Raw genomic sequence first — 15,790 nt, forward strand, 5'->3', positions numbered from 1 at the left:
TATATAACTCGCTGGCCACTATATTGAAAGGGGTTGCGTTCGGATGCAAGACGACGATTTCAAACTGACTTCACTTTCGCATGGAGCGGGCTGCGCGTGTAAACTTGCCCCTCTGCAGTTGTCGCAAATACTGAAACAGATGCCGCTGGTCAGTGATCCGAATGTGCTGGTGGATGTGGGCACATCGGACGATGCCGCAGTTTATAAGATATCGGACGATATTGCAGCGGTCCTAACTCTGGACTTTTTTACGCCCATTGTCGACGACCCGTATGAGTTCGGCAGGATCGCCGCCACCAATGCCATATCGGATATATACGCCATGGGCGGCAGGCCAGTTGTTGCTCTCAACATTGTTGCGTATCCCGGCCGCACACGCGCTCTGGACAAGCTGGAGCTTATCTTGAAGGGTGGTGCTGACCAGGCGACAAAGGCGGGTGTGAGTATAGTCGGTGGTCACTCCGTCGATGACCCCGAGCCGAAGTATGGCCTTTGCGTTATGGGGCTGATACACCCTAATGAGATAATGACCAACAAGGGCGCGAAAGCCGGAGACAAACTTATCTTGACCAAGCCGATAGGTGTTGGGATCATTACTACCGCGATCAAGCATAATGCAGTCTCGGACGAGGTGATAGCGCGCGGCATAGATGTAATGACCACGTTCAACGGCCCTGCGTCTGAAGTCGCCAGGCGCATCGGCTGCCATGCTTGTACTGATGTCACCGGGTTCAGCCTACTGGGTCACCTTCACGAGATGACTGAGGCGAGCTGTGTTGGCGCAAAGCTGTATTATAGCAAGATGCCGTTGATCGAGGGTATCCAGGGTCTGCTGGATGAGGATATGGTGCCCGGCGGGACCTATAGAAACCTCGACTTTTTGGATCACTGCTCCTGCCTTGAGTGGGGTAATAATATTGATGAGCGCAAGCAGCTCACTCTGGCCGACCCTCAGACATCTGGCGGGCTGTTGATAAGCGTTTCGCCCGATAAGGCTGATGACATGCTCGGAGCATTGCATGCAGCCGATGTTTCGGATGCGGCCATTATTGGCGAAATCATACCTGATTCCGGCTGTAAGATTCATATCGTCGAATAAACGATGGAGGACTCAGCGTATGAAGGCACGCGTGATAGAAGAGGAGTGCATTGGAGACGGATCGTGCGCGGACACCTGTCCTGAGGTCTTTGAGATGCGCGATGATGGAGTCGCTCATGTCATAGCCGATCCTGTCCCACCCGAAGCGGAGGAAAAATGCCGCCAGGCGTGTGAAGACTGTCCTGTGGACGCTATTGTAGTTGAAGAATAAGGACAGAGTTTGGTGCTGCTCATGTCATAATGGGCAGCACCAAAGTGTAGGTATAATTGTTTAGCTTCTGATCTCGCCGAGCAGCTCTTTGACTTTCTCTTCCATCTGCTCTCTGGTCTTGGCTTCCAGGTTGAGCCTGATCAGAGGTTCGGTATTGGATGGTCTCACGTTGAACCACCACTCGTCAAACTCGGCTTTATATCCGTCGATCTCAGTCACCCGCTTTGCCACCGGACCATATTTGGCCTTGAGATTGGCAAGCACTGCTGGGATGTCTTTTACTTCCGAATTGATCTCTCCGCTGTGATAATATTTTCTGAGCGGGCTTACTATTTCTGACATCGGCTTGCCCTCTTCCAGCAGTAGTTTAAGCATATTGAGCATCGCCAGGTCACCGTTATCGGTGGTGTAGAAATCGCTGAAATAGTAGTGGCTTGACAGTTCTCCGGCAAAGTATCCGCCCTCTTCGCGCATCTGCTTCTTGATGAGACCATGGCCGACTCTGCACTCGGTCGCCTTACCTCCGGCTTTTTCTATCTCTTCGGGCACTATCCAACTCGACCTGAGGTCATACAAGATCTCTGCGCCGGGCTTTTTCTTAAGCATCTCACGTGCGATAAGCGCTGTGACAAAGTCGCCTGATATAATCTGGCCTTTCTCGTCAACAAACGCCACGCGGTCGCCGTCCCCGTCAAATGCGATTCCAATGTCGGCTTTTTCATCCACCACGCGGTCGCGCAGCGCAAGCAGCGTCTCAGTCTTGAGAGGGTTAGCTTCATGGTTGGGGAAGCTCCCGTCCAGTCTCCAGTAGAGTCGAATAGGGTCGCTGCCGACCTTCTTCATGATCTCGGGCAATATATAGCCGCCCATGCCGTTTGCGCAGTCGATTACCAGTTTGAGGTCGCCGAAACTGCGGATGCCGGTGTTTTCCAGCACGGCTTCCGTATATTCATTCAGGACATTTTCCTGGGCAAGGATGGTTCCTTTTTTTGCAGGCTCGGTAAAGTTGCCTTCGCATGCCAGCTTCCAAAGGTCTTCATTGCTTATGATTGCTATGCTTGGCACGGCTCCCTTGCCGGTCATTTTATAGCCGTTATATTCAGCTGGGTTATGCGATGCGGTGCACATAACTCCCGCGTCCGCATTCAGGTGATTGACCGCGAAATAATACATCGGTGTGGAAGTAAGCCCCACCGGCACAACGTCCGCTCCCTGGTCGATCAGTCCTCTGATTGTAGCGGACTCGAATGTTTCGGCAGACTCACGCATATCATGGCCTATCACGACCCTCTTGCAACGCAGAGCCGAAACAAAAGCTCTGGCAATGCGATATGCGTCTTCATCATCTATCTCCTGAGGGTAAAGTCCTCTGATGTCATATGCTTTGAAAATACCTTTCTTTATATCCTTGTGTCCAAACGTCATCTGCAGACCTCCTTGAAAAGCCAAAAGATTATACCATGCCGGCGGCTATTGTAATTAATCACATTGAATGCTAGTCTAGTTATTGACCAAATACCAAGAGGGGTTTAGTGATGAAATCTGTTCTTTTTGTATGGGGCGGATGGGCTGGCCATGAGCCGAAACAGTGTGTGGATGTCATTGCACCCATTATGGAAGCAGAAGGGTTGCATGCAGAGGTCTCCGATTCATTGGATTCGTTTCTGGATAGTGACAAGCTGCGCTCATTCAGCCTGATTGTCCCGGTTTGGACCATGGGTTCCTTGACCCGTGAGCAGGAAACTGGTCTATTGAGTGCAGTCAAGAGCGGAGTCGGCATTGCAGGCTGGCATGGCGGCATGGGCGATTCTTTCAGGAACAGTGCCGCCTATCAGTTCATGGTCGGCGGCCAGTGGGTAGCGCACCCTGGAAATACTATAGATTACACAGTCAATATTACAAACCACCGAGACCCCGTCACGGCAGGCATTCCCGACTTCAATATGCATTCAGAGCAGTATTACATGCATGTCGATCCTTGTAATGTAGTTCTCGCGACAACAACATTTTCCGGCAAGCAGGGTGATGTTCCCTGGATCAAGGGATGTGTAATGCCAGTTGTCTGGAAGAGGATGTATGGTGATGGTAGAGTTTTCTATAGTTCACTCGGGCATATCGCATCCGATTTCGATCTTCCACAGGTAAGAGATATCCAAAAGCGCGGCATGCTTTGGGCAGCGAACGAGACTTCATAGGAGATAGAGCTTATATGCAAAACCCAACAAAAATCGGCCTCATCGGCTGTGGAAATATCAGCGGCATATACTTTACCAACGGTAAGGCGCTTGAGGCGATAGATATAGCTGCATGCGCCGACCTTGCCATAGAGCGAGCTTCGGCAAAGGCTGAGGAGTTCGGCTGCACTGCCATGACAGTCGATCAGATCCTAGCTGATCCTGAGATAGAGATAATACTCAACCTGACGATTCCCAAGGCTCATGCCGATGTTGCGGTTGCCGCGCTTGAGGCCGGCAAGTCTGTATATGGCGAAAAGCCTCTGGCGATAACCCGTGAAGATGGCAAAAAAATACTCGCGCTCGCAAAAGAGAAAGAGCTGCACGTGGGTTGTGCTCCCGACACGTTTATGGGCGGAGGAATCCAGACATGTATAAAACTGATAAATGACGGTGCAATAGGTACTCCCGTTGCCGCTACTGCATTTATGACGACTCATGGCCCCGAGAGATGGCATCCCGACCCGGAGTTTTTCTATAAGACCGGTGGCGGACCTATGTTCGACATGGGACCGTATTATCTCACCGCTCTGATTGCCATGCTGGGAGGTGTGGACCGTGTGACGGGCTCGACGCAGATATCTTTTCCTGAGAGGACAATCACAAGCGAGCCGAAAAAAGGCACCAAGATCAAGGTCGATGTGCCCACTCATATCGCGGGGCTTATGGATTTCGAGTGCGGCGCAGTCGGCACGATCATGACCAGCTTTGACGTTTGGGCAGCCGAGCTTCCGCGAATAGAGATATACGGTTCGGAGGGGACTCTGAGCGTGCCCGATCCCAACAAATTCGGCGGTCCTGTGAGGTTGTTCAAACCCGGTGACGACTGGACAGAGGTTCCGCTCACTCATGGTTATGCCGAAAACAGCAGAGGCATCGGTCTGGCGGATATGGCCGGGGCAATTCGTTCGGGCGAAGCGCACAGGGCAAGCGGAGAGATGGCCTATCATGTTTTGGATATAATGCATGCGTTTAATGACAGCTCCAAGTTGGGCAAGCATATCAAGCTGGAGAGCAGATGCGCCAAGCCCAAACCTCTGCCCATAGACCTCTGATTGATAGAGTTCAGTTATCTGAAATTTTGGCTCAGCAGGAGCTTCGCCCTCCCAATATGAGCTTTCCGGGAGGGCGAGGTTCCCACCGAGCCATATTTGCTCTCGTAAAACTGAACTGTATACTCTGATATGATATACTTGACGAGTAATAATAAGGATGTTCGGAGAAGTAAATGCTCAATCTTACCGCAAAAGATATAATGACGCGAGATGTCGTCACGGTTCATAAAGGCTCTTCCATAGAAGAGGCTCTTCGTCTGATGGCCTGCAACAACATCAGCGGCCTGCCTGTAGTTGACGCCGACGGTGATCTTCAAGGGATCATTACCGAGAGCGATCTGCTGCTCAAAGGCCAGATATCTCTGCCAGATGCCGTTGCGCACAAAAACAGCCTGTTTGCGCCGCATCCCGATGGAGTGGAAGAGGCGTATCGACGTTCGCAGGCCAGGCTGGTCGAGGATGCCATGACAAAAAGGGTCCTGACTTTCCTGGAGGACTCGATAGTCAGCGATATCGCGCGTGAGATGATCGAGCATGCAGTAAACAGGGTGCCGATATTGCGAGGCCGCAGGGTAGTCGGCATAATAAGCAGAAAAGATATCATCCAGGCGCTGGCTAAAGCGTCGAACGGCTTTGACGAGTGTCCCGGCAAATCGCACAAAGGTCAGCTTATAGAGTTATGAGCGGCGAAGTAAAAACCGTCCTTGCAATCGACCCCGGCAGCATGAAATGTGGTGCGGCGGTTGTCGCCTGTAAGGACGGTTCAGCGCCCGATGTTGTCCATCACGCTGTAATTGAGACTGACCGGCTGGGCGAGTCCGTAGCCGATCTGGAGAAGCGTTTTCACCCGGATTTAATAGTTATCGGCAACGGCACGACATCATCGCAGGCCGTGTGCGTGGTCGATATGGTAAGTGATCTGCCAGTTGAGTTGGTAGACGAGAAGTTCACCTCAGAGCTTGCGCGCAAGATATATTTTAAGGACAACCCTCCTCGTGGGCTGCGCAGGCTGATCCCGATCTCACTTCAGACCCCTGCTCGTCCCTATGACGATTATGTAGCAATAATTCTTGCCGAAAGGTACTTTCGATCAGAGGGTAAAAAATAGCCCTTGCGGGTAAAGCAGTTCGCGGATATAATCCGGGTATCCAAGAGCGTTATTCACTAGGAACGTGAATAACGCTGGTTAGTATCGGCTGGGGGAGAGACTCAATGCAGACCGATTATTATCAGTTGCTTGGAGTAAACCGGCAAGTGACGCATGATGGACTCAAGCGCGCATTTCGCGCCCGCCTCCTCGACGTCCATCCAGATGTCAACCATGCCGACTGCAATGCATCGGATGTCACCCGCCAGGTAATTGAAGCATATCACGTATTAGCCGATCCTCTCAGCAGGTGCCGATACGATATGACCTTTATAAAGCCTCCGCCGCCGATTGTCGCGCTCGACGGAGTAATTGTTTCCCGGTTTGCAATGTCATTTTTGTGCACATTCAAGAAGCTCATTGCGGGCGTAATGCTCATTATCGGAGCCATGGTGCTTATGTGGGCAATCGTGCGGGACAAGCCTCCGGTATTTCGTGCAAAGCTCATAGACCAGCACATCAGCGCACCTGCGCGACCGTTCAAGGATGTAATCGAGCCTCAATCGCCCGATTATCTTGAATGGTATGGCGCACGCGAATACAGATTATTTCCCGCAAACAGGTGGGCAGCAGCCAAGGTAGTTGAGACATATTCAAAAGCAGCACGAATAGCAGCAAGCGATGGTGACAAGCAGTCCCTGGCATTTTACCGCAACTCCCTCATACAGATCCGCAGCGATGGTTTTTAGTCCTCAGGCAAAGGAATTGCAGTACGGCTCGTGGAATCCATAATCGTGAGTCAGCAAATGTTCGATTTTCTTATAAAAAACGCCACCGTGCTCGATGGCTCTGGGGGCGAGCGCTTTACCGCCGATATAGCCGTCAAGGATGGCAAGATAGCGGCGATGGGCGACATTTCCGATAGTGCCGCGCGTACGATTGATGCCGCTGGCCTGTGTGTTTCTCCTGGTTTCATAGACATCCACTCACATACGGATTCCATTCTGTTTGTCGACGGGTTTGCCGAAAGTAAAATCACTCAGGGTGTCACGACCGAGCTGTGCGGCAACTGTGGTTTTTCGGCTGCTCCATGTCTGGACGAGTCCGGGCGCGCCGAGTTGGAGAGCTGGCGCAGGAAGAATGGAATCGAGGATGACTGGCACAGCCTGGGCGAGATGCTTTCGGCTCTGGAGAAGAGGCCGATTGCTGTCAATTTCGCGACGCTTGCCGGTCATGCCAATCTTCGGTCTGCGGTAGTTGGTCTGGTGGAGCGTGAGGCTTCTCCGTATGAGATCGAGCGGATGCGCATGTTACTGCGCGCAGCGATGGAGCAGGGCGCTTTCGGCCTTTCCAGCGGTCTGATCTATCCTCCGAGCTGCTATGCCGACACATCCGAGCTTACAGAGCTTGCGAAAGTCATCGCTGATTTCGGCGGTTTTTACTCGACTCACATGCGTGATGAGGGCGACGACCTGATTGAGGCAGTCGAGGAAGCCATTTCAGTCGGCAGGGGCAGCGGTGTCGGTGTGCAGATATCCCATCACAAGGCGTGTGGGCGTCCCAATTGGGGGCGGGTCAAGACCACGCTTGCCATGATAGATGAGTGCAGGCAGTCCGGGATGGATATCAGCGTGGACCAGTATCCGTATATAGCTTCGGCCACGTCCCTGTCGGCGATGCTCCCGCAGTGGGCATTTGACGGTGGTGACGATGCTCTACTGGATCGCATTCGCAACAGACGCAGAGAACTGCTGGAATTTCTGAGCAGCAACACCAGTGGCGAGTGCAACAAAGACGAGTGGAAGAACGTATTGATAAGCAGTGTGTGCAGTGAGAACAACCGCGCATGCGAGGGGATGAGCATAGAAGACATAGCCATGCGCAGGGGATCGCGGCCTGAAGAAGTTGTGCTTGACCTGCTGGCCCAGGAGCATCTGGGTGTCTCCATGGTGCATTTTTCTCAGTGTGAGGAAGATGTTGAAACGGTGATGCGCTCCGGCTTTGCCATGGTGGGCAGTGATGCGTCCGCACGAAGAATTTCAGGCAGGCTCTCACAGGGTAAGCCTCACCCACGGGCGTTCGGCACATTTTCAAGAATACTGGGTCGATATGTGCGTGAGCGCGGCGTAATAGGTTTGGAGACTGCCGTGCAAAAGATGACTTCGGCTCCGGCGAGGAAGATGGGGCTTATGGATCGCGGCCTGCTCAAGGATGGCAACTGGGCGGACATGGTTGTTTTTGACCCCAATGAGATATCGGATGCGGCCACATACGAAAATCCACATCAGATATCCAGGGGCATAAGGTTCGTGTTCGTAAACGGCAGGCCGGCAGTGGAAGATGGCGTCATGACAGGCGAGATGGCAGGGCAGGTTCTGCGGTTTCCCGGCGCGGTGAAGTAGATGGAAACGAGTAGACAGTTACAATGAAAATTATCAAGAACCCCGAGCTTAAGGGGATTCTCACACTCTGCCTTATAATAATTCTCCTGGGCGCATTTATGGCTGGGATATCCGGCAAGCTGGAACAGTGGTTCGGGATCACGCTGTTCTCTGGTCCGCGCCTGCAGGACAAGATAGTGTTTGTATCCGGCCGCGACGGCTCGGACATATATGTGATGGACACAGACGGCTCCAATCGCAAAGCCCTCACCGATGGCGCGAAAGTCCTCTCATATCCGGCCATATCTGCAACGGGCAATCGAATTGCATTTGTCGCCATGGTCGGCAATGAGAAGCAGGTTGTTTGTGTCGGAGCCAGGGGCGGGGAATTGGATCTGTTGACCAGCGCCACAGGTCCCAAAAAGGAACCCCGCTATACCCCCGACGGCAAGCAGCTCTCATTCATAGCCAGCGGCAGGGTATATGCAGCTGACCTGAACGGTGACAAACCCGAGTGTGTGCTGCCGACCGATGCGGAGATACATGCCGCAATGTCGTCCACAACGGAGAGCCGTGAGATTCCTGCATATTACTCATATGCCTGGGCACCCGACAGCGAGAGCATCGCCGGCGTTACAAAGGATGCCGCGGACAATGACACACTGGTGTATGTTCCCCATCACGATCATGCCGGTGAGGACGCACATAAAGGCGTATGCCCGCAGCGCCAGGTATTGGCTGCTGGTCAGGTAACAGGATATTCCTGGGCAGCCGAAAAGCCGTTGCTTACCGCATCGGTGAAAATCGGGAAGAAGAACATACTGCTTATATTCGATCTGGAGCGTAATCAGGGCGGCACGGTTTGGAGTTCGGAAAAACAGGAGTTGGGCTTTCCCGCTATATCCGCCGACGAAACCGAGGTTATAGTTCCATTGAAATCCACCACCAAGACGGCTTCCAGCGGCTTGCTCAAAATAGATTTGAGATCGGGTCAGGCAGGAATTATCGCCAATGGGATATTCGAGCGCCCTGCCTTTTCACCGGACGACGGCACAATTCTGGCGACCATGGTCAGTGACAACGGCGAGAAACGGGATATTGTTTTGATAGACCCGACAAGCGGTGAACTCACCCAGTTGACGCACGACGGCAGGAGTTCCAATGCAATATGGACTCCCATGTCTGCAGAGTAGGCAAACCAAGCGGCGATGCTCAGTATATTAAGCCGTCAATATAGTATAGGCGCATTGTGATATGCCCTGTATTACAGATTTTCAAGGGAGAAAGAGATTATGAAGAAAATATTTTTCGCAATATTAATGATTTGCATTTTGAGCAGTCCTGTCCTGGCCAATAGGATATTGCTGGTTCCGAGCGGCGAAACGCTCACCACCGGTCAGTTTCGCGCCGAGGCAGCCGTAAGTCCCGGCAATGATGAAGGCAGTTATATGTGGCTTGCCGCGGGTCTGATGCAGGTAGAACTCAGCGTGCTCCGCCATGAAAACCCTGGTGGCGAGAAAGACAACGAGTATGGCGCTCAGTGGAGCTTCCTTCCCGAGACGACATTTAATCCCGCGGTGGCATTTGGGGTGCAGGACATAGCCGACGAGTCAGGCGATGGCATCACCGGCTATTTGGTTGCCACAAAGCACTTGCCCATAAGGCTGGCATTGCCGATCATTAATGATTTTTCGGTAACGGCGGGTCTTGCCGCAGGGGGTATTGAGGGTCCGTTTTTCGGCCTTGAGGCTCATCTGCCGTTGAATTTTTTCATTCAGGGTGAATATGACAGCCAGAATTTCAATGCCGCACTCGGCTGGCAGCCGATCAGCATGTTCAGATTGAAAGCCTATACTATCAAGGATGAAGCATATTTCGGGGCTGAGCTTCTGCCTTTGAATTTTTAATTGCATTACTCGTGAGGTATCATATATGGATTTTAACCCAAACGCACACTATGTGATAGGTGTCGATCTCGGCGGCACAAATGTCCGGGCAGCAGTGATGGACCGCGATGGAGCCATTGTCGGCGAGGGCAGGACGGACTCTAAGGCGATGGAGGGTCTGAACGCCACAGTCGGTCAGATCGTGATTGCTATCAGGCAGGCTGTGGAGGACTCACCCGCGCAGTTCTCCGATATTGCGGGAGTAGGGATGGGCGTTCCGGGCACGGTGAAGAGTGAGGAAGGCCTTGTGCTCTGGTCGCCGAATTTTCTCGGCTGGGACGGCGTCCAACTGGCGGCTCCGATAGTCGAACAGATCGGCATGAGCGTGCTTTTGGGCAATGATGCGAACGTCGCAGCTCTGGGCGAATGTGTTTTCGGGGCAGGCAAAGGCTCGAAGTGCATGGTAATGTTCACGCTCGGTACGGGCATCGGCAGCGGCCTTATTATAGACGGCAAGATTTGGACAGGCGTCAACGAAAGCGGTCCCGAGATGGGCCATCAGATAGTGCTAGCGAATGGTCCCAGGTGCAGTTGTGGGCGCTACGGCTGTCTGGAATCGCTTGCTCAGCGCGACGCCATAATCGACCGCGCGGCGCGTAAAGCTCATATGGGCAGGCACACGAGCCTGCTGGAAAAGTCGAATCACGATCTGCGATATATCACTCCCGCAATGATTGCCGAAGCCGCCTCTGAAGGCGATGCCGTTTCAGTCGAGACCCTACAGGAAACCGGCTATTACATCGGCATAGGTGTTGCGAATGCAATCAATATGCTCAATCCCGATAAGGTAGTGATCGGCGGCGGAGTCGCACAGGCTGGAGACTTGCTCTTCGATCCGATCAGGACGAGTGTGGAAGTCAATGCACTCTATCAACAGCTTCAAGCATGCGAGGTGGTTCCAGCCCAACTCGGTGACAATGCCGGTGTGCTGGGAGGAGCGGCATTGATTTTGCAGAGGGCTGTATGACCAGTTTGGCCGTAGAACCTTATATAATCCCTTCAGCCGATATGGGCAGGGAAAACCCGCTGCCGGTGTTTCGTAATCCCGTTCAGGATATATCGATAGACTTCGAGGCAAATAATGTTCCCCTCGAAGACCGCCCCGGCATGGGCAGCCAAAACGGTTTCAGGGCGCTGCCATATAAAATGCAAGATGGCTACAACAGGCAGCGAATATCGAGATCGTTTTCGTCACTGGTTTTGGAGAACGAGTATCTGAAGGTGACTGTGCTTCCCGAGGTCGGAGGCAAGGTCGCTTCGATTGTCTACAAGCCGCTTCAAAGAGAAATTTTGTTTCACAACCCGGTCTTCCAGCCCGCCAATCTCGCTATCAGGAACGCATGGACCGCGGGCGGCATCGAGTGGAACGTATCACATCTGGGTCACACATTTCTTACTAGTTCTCCCGTTCATGCAGCAAAGCTGACCGGTCCGAACGGAGAGCCTGTAATAAGGCTTTATGCATGGGAGCGCGTCAAGTGTTTCCCGTATTATATTGATCTGCACCTGCCGGACGACTCTCGATTTCTCTATGCGCACATAAATCTGACAAACCCGCATGACCATGCAATGCCGATGTATTGGTGGACCAACATAGGCGCGCCGGAATATCCCGGTGGTCGTGTATTGTCGCCCGGCGACACGGCTTACAAGGGCTGCACTATGCGGGACTGCCCGGTCATTGACGGTGTGGACCAAAGCTACGCGACCAACGTCAATGTGTCCTATGATCTTTTTTTCAGAATCCCCGAGGGCTGCAGACGGTGGGTTGCTCTGGTGGACAAGGACGGCAGGGGCATGGTGCATACTTCTACCGATATGCTCAAGAGCCGGAAACAGTTCGCTTGGGGGATGAGTTCGGGAGGCAGACGCTGGAACGAGTATCTATCCATGCCCGGACTGCATTATCTGGAGATACAAGCCGGTCTGTGCCCCACACAGATGCACACAGTTCCGATGCCCGCCGGAGCGCAGTGGTGCTGGACCGAAGCAATAGGCTATATGGAGATGGACGCCGACACGGCGCATTCCACCGATTGGCAGCATGCGTACAATGAGGCCGAGCGTATACTTGGCGAGATGCTTGCGCGCGAATCGGTGGACGAATTTCATGCTAATGCAAAAGAGACGGCTTCACATGCGCCCGACGAAGTTCTCTCCCGAGGTTCCGGCTGGGGCGCTCTGGAATGCAGAAGAGCATCTCTCTGTTCACAGGAGTGTGTGATTACCTGCGCCACACCTTTCTCATATGACGAGATATCGAATGAGCAAGAGCCGTGGCTTTCTTTATTGGAGAATGGCCATTTTCCAATAATCGATCCCGTCTGTGAACCTGGCTCTTACATGATTCAGGACTCCTGGCGCGAACTTCTTGAACGCAGTCTTGAAAGGGATGATGCTGACAACTGGCTTGCGTGGTATCACCTGGGAGTGATGAAAATGGAGGCCGGTGACGACCAGGGAGCCGAGCAGGCGTGGGAGAAGTCCAATAAACTGTCTCAAAATGCATGGTCTCTGCGCAATCTGGCTGTGCTCGCCGGTCGCCGTGGCGAGGCTCAGAAGGCTATCGGGCTGCTCGAATCCGCATGGCATGCCGGTCCCAAGATTCCAGCACTTGCCATCGAATTGGGAAATTCTCTGGTTGGGGCTGATCGGTGGGATGATCTGGAGAGTATGCTTGTCAATTTGCCGGATGATGTAAAGGAGCATGAACGGATTCGACTGCTGCGTGCAAGAGCCGCTGTCAGGTCGAACAGGCTGGATTTGGCTGAGCAACTGCTTGACTGGGAATTTGCCACCATAAAAGAAGGTGAGGTTTCTCTGACAGACATATGGTTTGAAGTGCAGGCAAGGAAACTGGCTCAGAATGCTGGTGTGGAGGTTACGGATGACCTGATCGAGCGGGTGAGGCGCGATCGTGTTCCACCGACACTGATTGATTTTCGGCCATCCGATGGTGACGAAAAATATATCCCACCACAATCTGCTGCAGAGAAAAAGTAAGTTGCCGGTCAAATTTTCTCTATCGCAACACTCCGAGCGCTAATTTGCCGCCATATACCACCATATGCTATAATTCGAGCGAGTGTGTATATAAGTTTGGAGGTGCGGTCTACCTAAATGGATACCAGCGATTTCAGAAACGGCTTGTCGATTATCCTCGACAATGACATATTCACGATTGTGGAGTTTCAGCATGTCAAACCCGGCAAAGGCGGTGCATTTGTGCGCAGCAAGCTCAAGAATGTGCGCACAGGTGCCGTGATCGAGAAGACCTGGCGTGCCGGTGAAAAGATGGATCAGGCGATCTTGGAGCGCTATCCAATGCAGTTCAGCTATGAGCAGGACGGCGAATATTTTTTTATGGACACCGAATCATATGAGATAAGCCCCGTGCCCAAGGAGAAGATAGGCGACGGCGTGAAATATCTCAAAGAGGGTCTTGAAGTCACTGCACTCTCGCATCAGGGTGAACTGATCAATGTCGAACTTCCCTTTACTATAGAGGCGGAAATAATCGAGACCGAGCCTGGTGAGAAGGGCAACACAGCTTCGGGCGGCAGCAAGCCCGCCACCATCGAGTCAGGCGCAGTCGTGCAAGTTCCGTTCTTTATCAACATCGGCGACAAGATAAAGGTCGACACTCGCACAAACGACTATCTTGAGCGAGTCAAAGACTAGGGCAGCGTATTATTGTAGTGTCGTCAAGTTTCCTGGCCGAAGGAGGCTCTGCAATTGGCACTTAAATCACACACCAAGAGCTGGATAGTTGCTTTTCTGGACAATATCAGTTCTTTGGGTTTGAAGCTGGGAATACCGGTTGCGACAGTGGCTGTCGCTTATCTGCTGTGGGTAATATTCGGTCCGCGTTTTGCCCATATGGACAAGCTTTCTGCGGCAGACAGCGATTATCTGATAAACAGTGCGGTCATGGCATGCAAGGGACTCACAATCGCGAGTATTGCGATAGTTGCCTCGGTGATGATCCGTCTGTTTTATGATGAGATAGTCGGTCAGACACTCTCTGTGCTGGGTCTGTTGCTGTATTTCGGCACACCCGAGGCTCTTGCTCGTTTTGTTCATGTGCAAAATGCGCGTGCTGCGTCGTTGGCCCTTGCGATTGTAAACGAGTTCTGCATTGTCGGCGCAATATGTGTGTTGCCTGGGCTGGTGCTTGTAGTCAGAGACGGCATACTGCGCATCTGGCGCGGCATATCCGTCAGGCGTGTATTGGAATCGCGCTGGGGAGATGAGAGAGAGCGCGAGAAGAAAAAGAAGCCGAAGATATACGGCAACTGCTGGGACATGGCCTATTGCCGTGATTTTGTGAGGCGGGTATGTCCAGCCTTTAAGAAGAAGCGGCCATGTTGGCGGATTAAGGTCGGCTGTTATTGCGACGAGCACACAATCCTGATGGCAATGGCCAGTCAGGGCGACGGCAACGAGAGTTACGAAGGCATACTGCACAGTCTGGGTATTGACGGGCAGAGTAAGCAGCCCAAGGTGAGCGCAAAAGTCAAGCGGATCAGGTGCCGTAGGTGCGGGATTTATGCCGAGCATCAGAGGCAGAAATATCGCCTGCTGAGCCCGATGGTCTTTCCTGCCATGATATTTGCTGTCTATCTGTTATACGGCCATATAGCACGCTATGTGTCGGTTGCATTGGAGAAGACCGATCAGTTCATTGGTTTTCTTTCATATAAATCAGTTGCAAGCGCGTCATATGCATCCGACAGTCATGTGCTGACCAATATAGCAGTGGTCTGGCTGACTATAATCCTCATCAGCTATACGCTGCGGACTCTTGAATATCTGATTTTTGATTTGCAGGTCTAATTATTATGGATGTAAAAAAGATCGAAGAACTCATAAAAGTGCTGGAGAGTTCGCGCACACAGGAGCTGTCGGTGCGCAAGGGCGCTTTCAGCGTACACATCGTCAAGGGCAGTGCTGCCAAACCTGCCGCATCTCGGAAAAAGATGCCCAAAGCGGCTCATTCGCAGACTGTGACACCGGAACCGGATAGCGCTTCATATATACTCGCGCCAATGGTCGGGATATTTCACAGCGTCGACGGAATCACCAAGACCGGCTCGAAAGTCGAGTCGGGCCAGGTAGTTGGTGCGATAGAGTCCATGAAACTGCTTAATGACGTGGTCTCGGATATCTCCGGCACGGTAGTTGAGGTCATGGTCGAGGAAGGCACACCCGTCGAATACGGCCAGCCGCTTTGCAAAGTAGAAGCAGCGTAGCTAATTTAGTATTGAGTATTTTGTATTGATTATTGTTCTTGTTGCAAAATACTAGACTTGCTACTTCTCCTGGAGGAGAATGTTGGGGTAAGGGCACAAACTAAGGATCAAGGAAATGAAGATCAACAATCGCGGGAACTGGACTCTCATAGGTATGCTTGCGGCCGTGGCTATAATTTGCGTTGTGGCTGCAATGATGTTTACGGGCGACAATATGTCCACTGTCAAGAAAGACAGCCCGCTGCTGGATAAGAGCAGTAATAAGCAGACGGTATATGGCAAAGCGCTTGACACTGCCAAGGGTGAAGACTGCCGCCAGCGCTTAAACCAGGTCAGGACGGCCATTGAAAACCAAAAGGCGGTAAGCACGACCGAGGGTAACCCGAAGTCTCTGAATGAGTTGGGTCTTGGGGCGGGCTATCTCAGGTGTCCGGTCAGCAATCAGGCATATGTCTATGACCCTGCGACCGGCGCTGTTCACTGTCCCTATCCGGCGCATGCTAATTTTTGATTGTGTATTTTATA

Annotated in this window: 17 protein-coding genes; 16 read left to right on the forward strand and 1 reads right to left on the reverse strand. The window is 52.4% G+C overall.

Features of this window, described 5'->3' with window-relative positions:
* Window positions 1-43: 43 nt before the first annotated feature.
* Together selD and LLG46_06970 are read left to right on the forward strand one after the other, a co-directional pair.
* Window positions 44-1,099 (forward strand): selenide, water dikinase SelD, encoded by a 1,056-nt coding sequence (gene selD, locus LLG46_06965; GenBank protein ID MCE5323039.1) that lies wholly within the window; start codon window positions 44-46, stop codon window positions 1,097-1,099.
* A 19-nt stretch (window positions 1,100-1,118) separates the two neighbouring features.
* Window positions 1,119-1,310 (forward strand): ferredoxin, encoded by a 192-nt coding sequence (locus LLG46_06970; protein MCE5323040.1) that lies wholly within the window; start codon window positions 1,119-1,121, stop codon window positions 1,308-1,310.
* Between the two features lie 60 nt (window positions 1,311-1,370).
* Here LLG46_06970 and LLG46_06975 read toward each other — a convergent pair whose 3' ends face one another.
* The gene (locus tag LLG46_06975) at window positions 1,371-2,735 is read right to left on the reverse strand and encodes a phosphomannomutase/phosphoglucomutase (GenBank protein MCE5323041.1); all 1,365 of its coding nucleotides are present in this window, start codon (window positions 2,733-2,735) and stop codon (window positions 1,371-1,373) included.
* A 110-nt stretch (window positions 2,736-2,845) separates the two neighbouring features.
* Here LLG46_06975 and LLG46_06980 point away from each other — a divergent pair, with 110 nt between their 5' ends.
* The 14 genes from LLG46_06980 (at window position 2,846) to LLG46_07045 (ending at window position 15,776) form a co-directional block, all read left to right on the forward strand.
* On the forward strand, window positions 2,846-3,505 hold the full coding sequence (locus LLG46_06980) for a ThuA domain-containing protein (protein ID MCE5323042.1): 660 nt from the start codon (window positions 2,846-2,848) through the stop codon (window positions 3,503-3,505).
* Window positions 3,506-3,519: 14 nt separating this feature from the next.
* On the forward strand, window positions 3,520-4,599 hold the full coding sequence (locus tag LLG46_06985) for a Gfo/Idh/MocA family oxidoreductase (GenBank protein MCE5323043.1): 1,080 nt from the start codon (window positions 3,520-3,522) through the stop codon (window positions 4,597-4,599).
* 173 nt (window positions 4,600-4,772) lie between these two features.
* The gene (locus LLG46_06990) at window positions 4,773-5,282 is read left to right on the forward strand and encodes a CBS domain-containing protein (protein ID MCE5323044.1); all 510 of its coding nucleotides are present in this window, start codon (window positions 4,773-4,775) and stop codon (window positions 5,280-5,282) included.
* Window positions 5,279-5,707, forward strand: coding sequence for a pre-16S rRNA-processing nuclease YqgF (locus LLG46_06995; GenBank protein ID MCE5323045.1), 429 nt, complete (start codon window positions 5,279-5,281; stop codon window positions 5,705-5,707). The genes LLG46_06990 and LLG46_06995 overlap by 4 nt, the downstream gene beginning before the upstream one ends.
* Window positions 5,708-5,811: 104 nt before the next feature.
* Window positions 5,812-6,435, forward strand: a complete 624-nt coding sequence (locus LLG46_07000; GenBank protein MCE5323046.1) for a DnaJ domain-containing protein — start codon at window positions 5,812-5,814, stop codon at window positions 6,433-6,435.
* A 57-nt stretch (window positions 6,436-6,492) separates the two neighbouring features.
* Window positions 6,493-8,088, forward strand: a complete 1,596-nt coding sequence (locus LLG46_07005; protein MCE5323047.1) for a D-aminoacylase — start codon at window positions 6,493-6,495, stop codon at window positions 8,086-8,088.
* A gap of 23 nt (window positions 8,089-8,111) precedes the next feature.
* Window positions 8,112-9,260, forward strand: a complete 1,149-nt coding sequence (locus LLG46_07010; protein MCE5323048.1) for a hypothetical protein — start codon at window positions 8,112-8,114, stop codon at window positions 9,258-9,260.
* A gap of 99 nt (window positions 9,261-9,359) precedes the next feature.
* Entirely contained in the window at window positions 9,360-9,974 is a 615-nt protein-coding gene (locus tag LLG46_07015; GenBank protein MCE5323049.1) for a YjbH domain-containing protein, read from the forward strand.
* A gap of 25 nt (window positions 9,975-9,999) precedes the next feature.
* Window positions 10,000-10,980, forward strand: a complete 981-nt coding sequence (locus LLG46_07020) for an ROK family protein (protein MCE5323050.1) — start codon at window positions 10,000-10,002, stop codon at window positions 10,978-10,980.
* Window positions 10,977-13,016: a DUF5107 domain-containing protein gene (locus LLG46_07025; protein ID MCE5323051.1), complete on the forward strand. Its 2,040-nt coding sequence runs from the start codon at window positions 10,977-10,979 to the stop codon at window positions 13,014-13,016. Before LLG46_07020 ends, LLG46_07025 begins: the two co-directional genes overlap by 4 nt.
* A 117-nt stretch (window positions 13,017-13,133) precedes the next feature.
* Window positions 13,134-13,694: an elongation factor P gene (gene efp / locus LLG46_07030; GenBank protein MCE5323052.1), complete on the forward strand. Its 561-nt coding sequence runs from the start codon at window positions 13,134-13,136 to the stop codon at window positions 13,692-13,694.
* A gap of 54 nt (window positions 13,695-13,748) precedes the next feature.
* On the forward strand, window positions 13,749-14,849 hold the full coding sequence (locus tag LLG46_07035) for a hypothetical protein (protein MCE5323053.1): 1,101 nt from the start codon (window positions 13,749-13,751) through the stop codon (window positions 14,847-14,849).
* 5 nt (window positions 14,850-14,854) lie between these two features.
* Window positions 14,855-15,265 (forward strand): acetyl-CoA carboxylase, biotin carboxyl carrier protein, encoded by a 411-nt coding sequence (locus LLG46_07040; protein MCE5323054.1) that lies wholly within the window; start codon window positions 14,855-14,857, stop codon window positions 15,263-15,265.
* 115 nt (window positions 15,266-15,380) lie between these two features.
* Window positions 15,381-15,776, forward strand: coding sequence for a hypothetical protein (locus LLG46_07045; protein MCE5323055.1), 396 nt, complete (start codon window positions 15,381-15,383; stop codon window positions 15,774-15,776).
* Window positions 15,777-15,790 lie beyond the last annotated feature (14 nt).

The organism is bacterium, assembly GCA_021371935.1.
Classification (GTDB): domain Bacteria; phylum Armatimonadota; class UBA5829; order UBA5829; family UBA5829; genus UBA5829.

Excerpts from the sequence above, each read along its gene's own strand:
- LLG46_07025 (MCE5323051.1), top strand. The coding sequence starts at position 10,977 with ATGACCAGTTTGGCCGTAGAACCTTATATAATCCCTTCAGCCGATATG.
- LLG46_07010 (MCE5323048.1), top strand. The coding sequence starts at position 8,112 with ATGAAAATTATCAAGAACCCCGAGCTTAAGGGGATTCTCACACTCTGC.
- LLG46_07015 (MCE5323049.1), top strand. The coding sequence starts at position 9,360 with ATGAAGAAAATATTTTTCGCAATATTAATGATTTGCATTTTGAGCAGT.
- LLG46_06995 (MCE5323045.1), top strand. The coding sequence starts at position 5,279 with ATGAGCGGCGAAGTAAAAACCGTCCTTGCAATCGACCCCGGCAGCATG.
- LLG46_07020 (MCE5323050.1), top strand. The coding sequence starts at position 10,000 with ATGGATTTTAACCCAAACGCACACTATGTGATAGGTGTCGATCTCGGC.
- LLG46_07045 (MCE5323055.1), top strand. The coding sequence starts at position 15,381 with ATGAAGATCAACAATCGCGGGAACTGGACTCTCATAGGTATGCTTGCG.
- LLG46_06975 (MCE5323041.1), bottom strand. The coding sequence starts at position 2,735 with ATGACGTTTGGACACAAGGATATAAAGAAAGGTATTTTCAAAGCATAT.
- LLG46_07040 (MCE5323054.1), top strand. The coding sequence starts at position 14,855 with ATGGATGTAAAAAAGATCGAAGAACTCATAAAAGTGCTGGAGAGTTCG.
- LLG46_07000 (MCE5323046.1), top strand. The coding sequence starts at position 5,812 with ATGCAGACCGATTATTATCAGTTGCTTGGAGTAAACCGGCAAGTGACG.
- LLG46_06990 (MCE5323044.1), top strand. The coding sequence starts at position 4,773 with ATGCTCAATCTTACCGCAAAAGATATAATGACGCGAGATGTCGTCACG.
- efp (MCE5323052.1), top strand. The coding sequence starts at position 13,134 with ATGGATACCAGCGATTTCAGAAACGGCTTGTCGATTATCCTCGACAAT.
- LLG46_06980 (MCE5323042.1), top strand. The coding sequence starts at position 2,846 with ATGAAATCTGTTCTTTTTGTATGGGGCGGATGGGCTGGCCATGAGCCG.
- LLG46_06985 (MCE5323043.1), top strand. The coding sequence starts at position 3,520 with ATGCAAAACCCAACAAAAATCGGCCTCATCGGCTGTGGAAATATCAGC.
- LLG46_07005 (MCE5323047.1), top strand. The coding sequence starts at position 6,493 with ATGTTCGATTTTCTTATAAAAAACGCCACCGTGCTCGATGGCTCTGGG.
- selD (MCE5323039.1), top strand. The coding sequence starts at position 44 with ATGCAAGACGACGATTTCAAACTGACTTCACTTTCGCATGGAGCGGGC.
- LLG46_06970 (MCE5323040.1), top strand. The coding sequence starts at position 1,119 with ATGAAGGCACGCGTGATAGAAGAGGAGTGCATTGGAGACGGATCGTGC.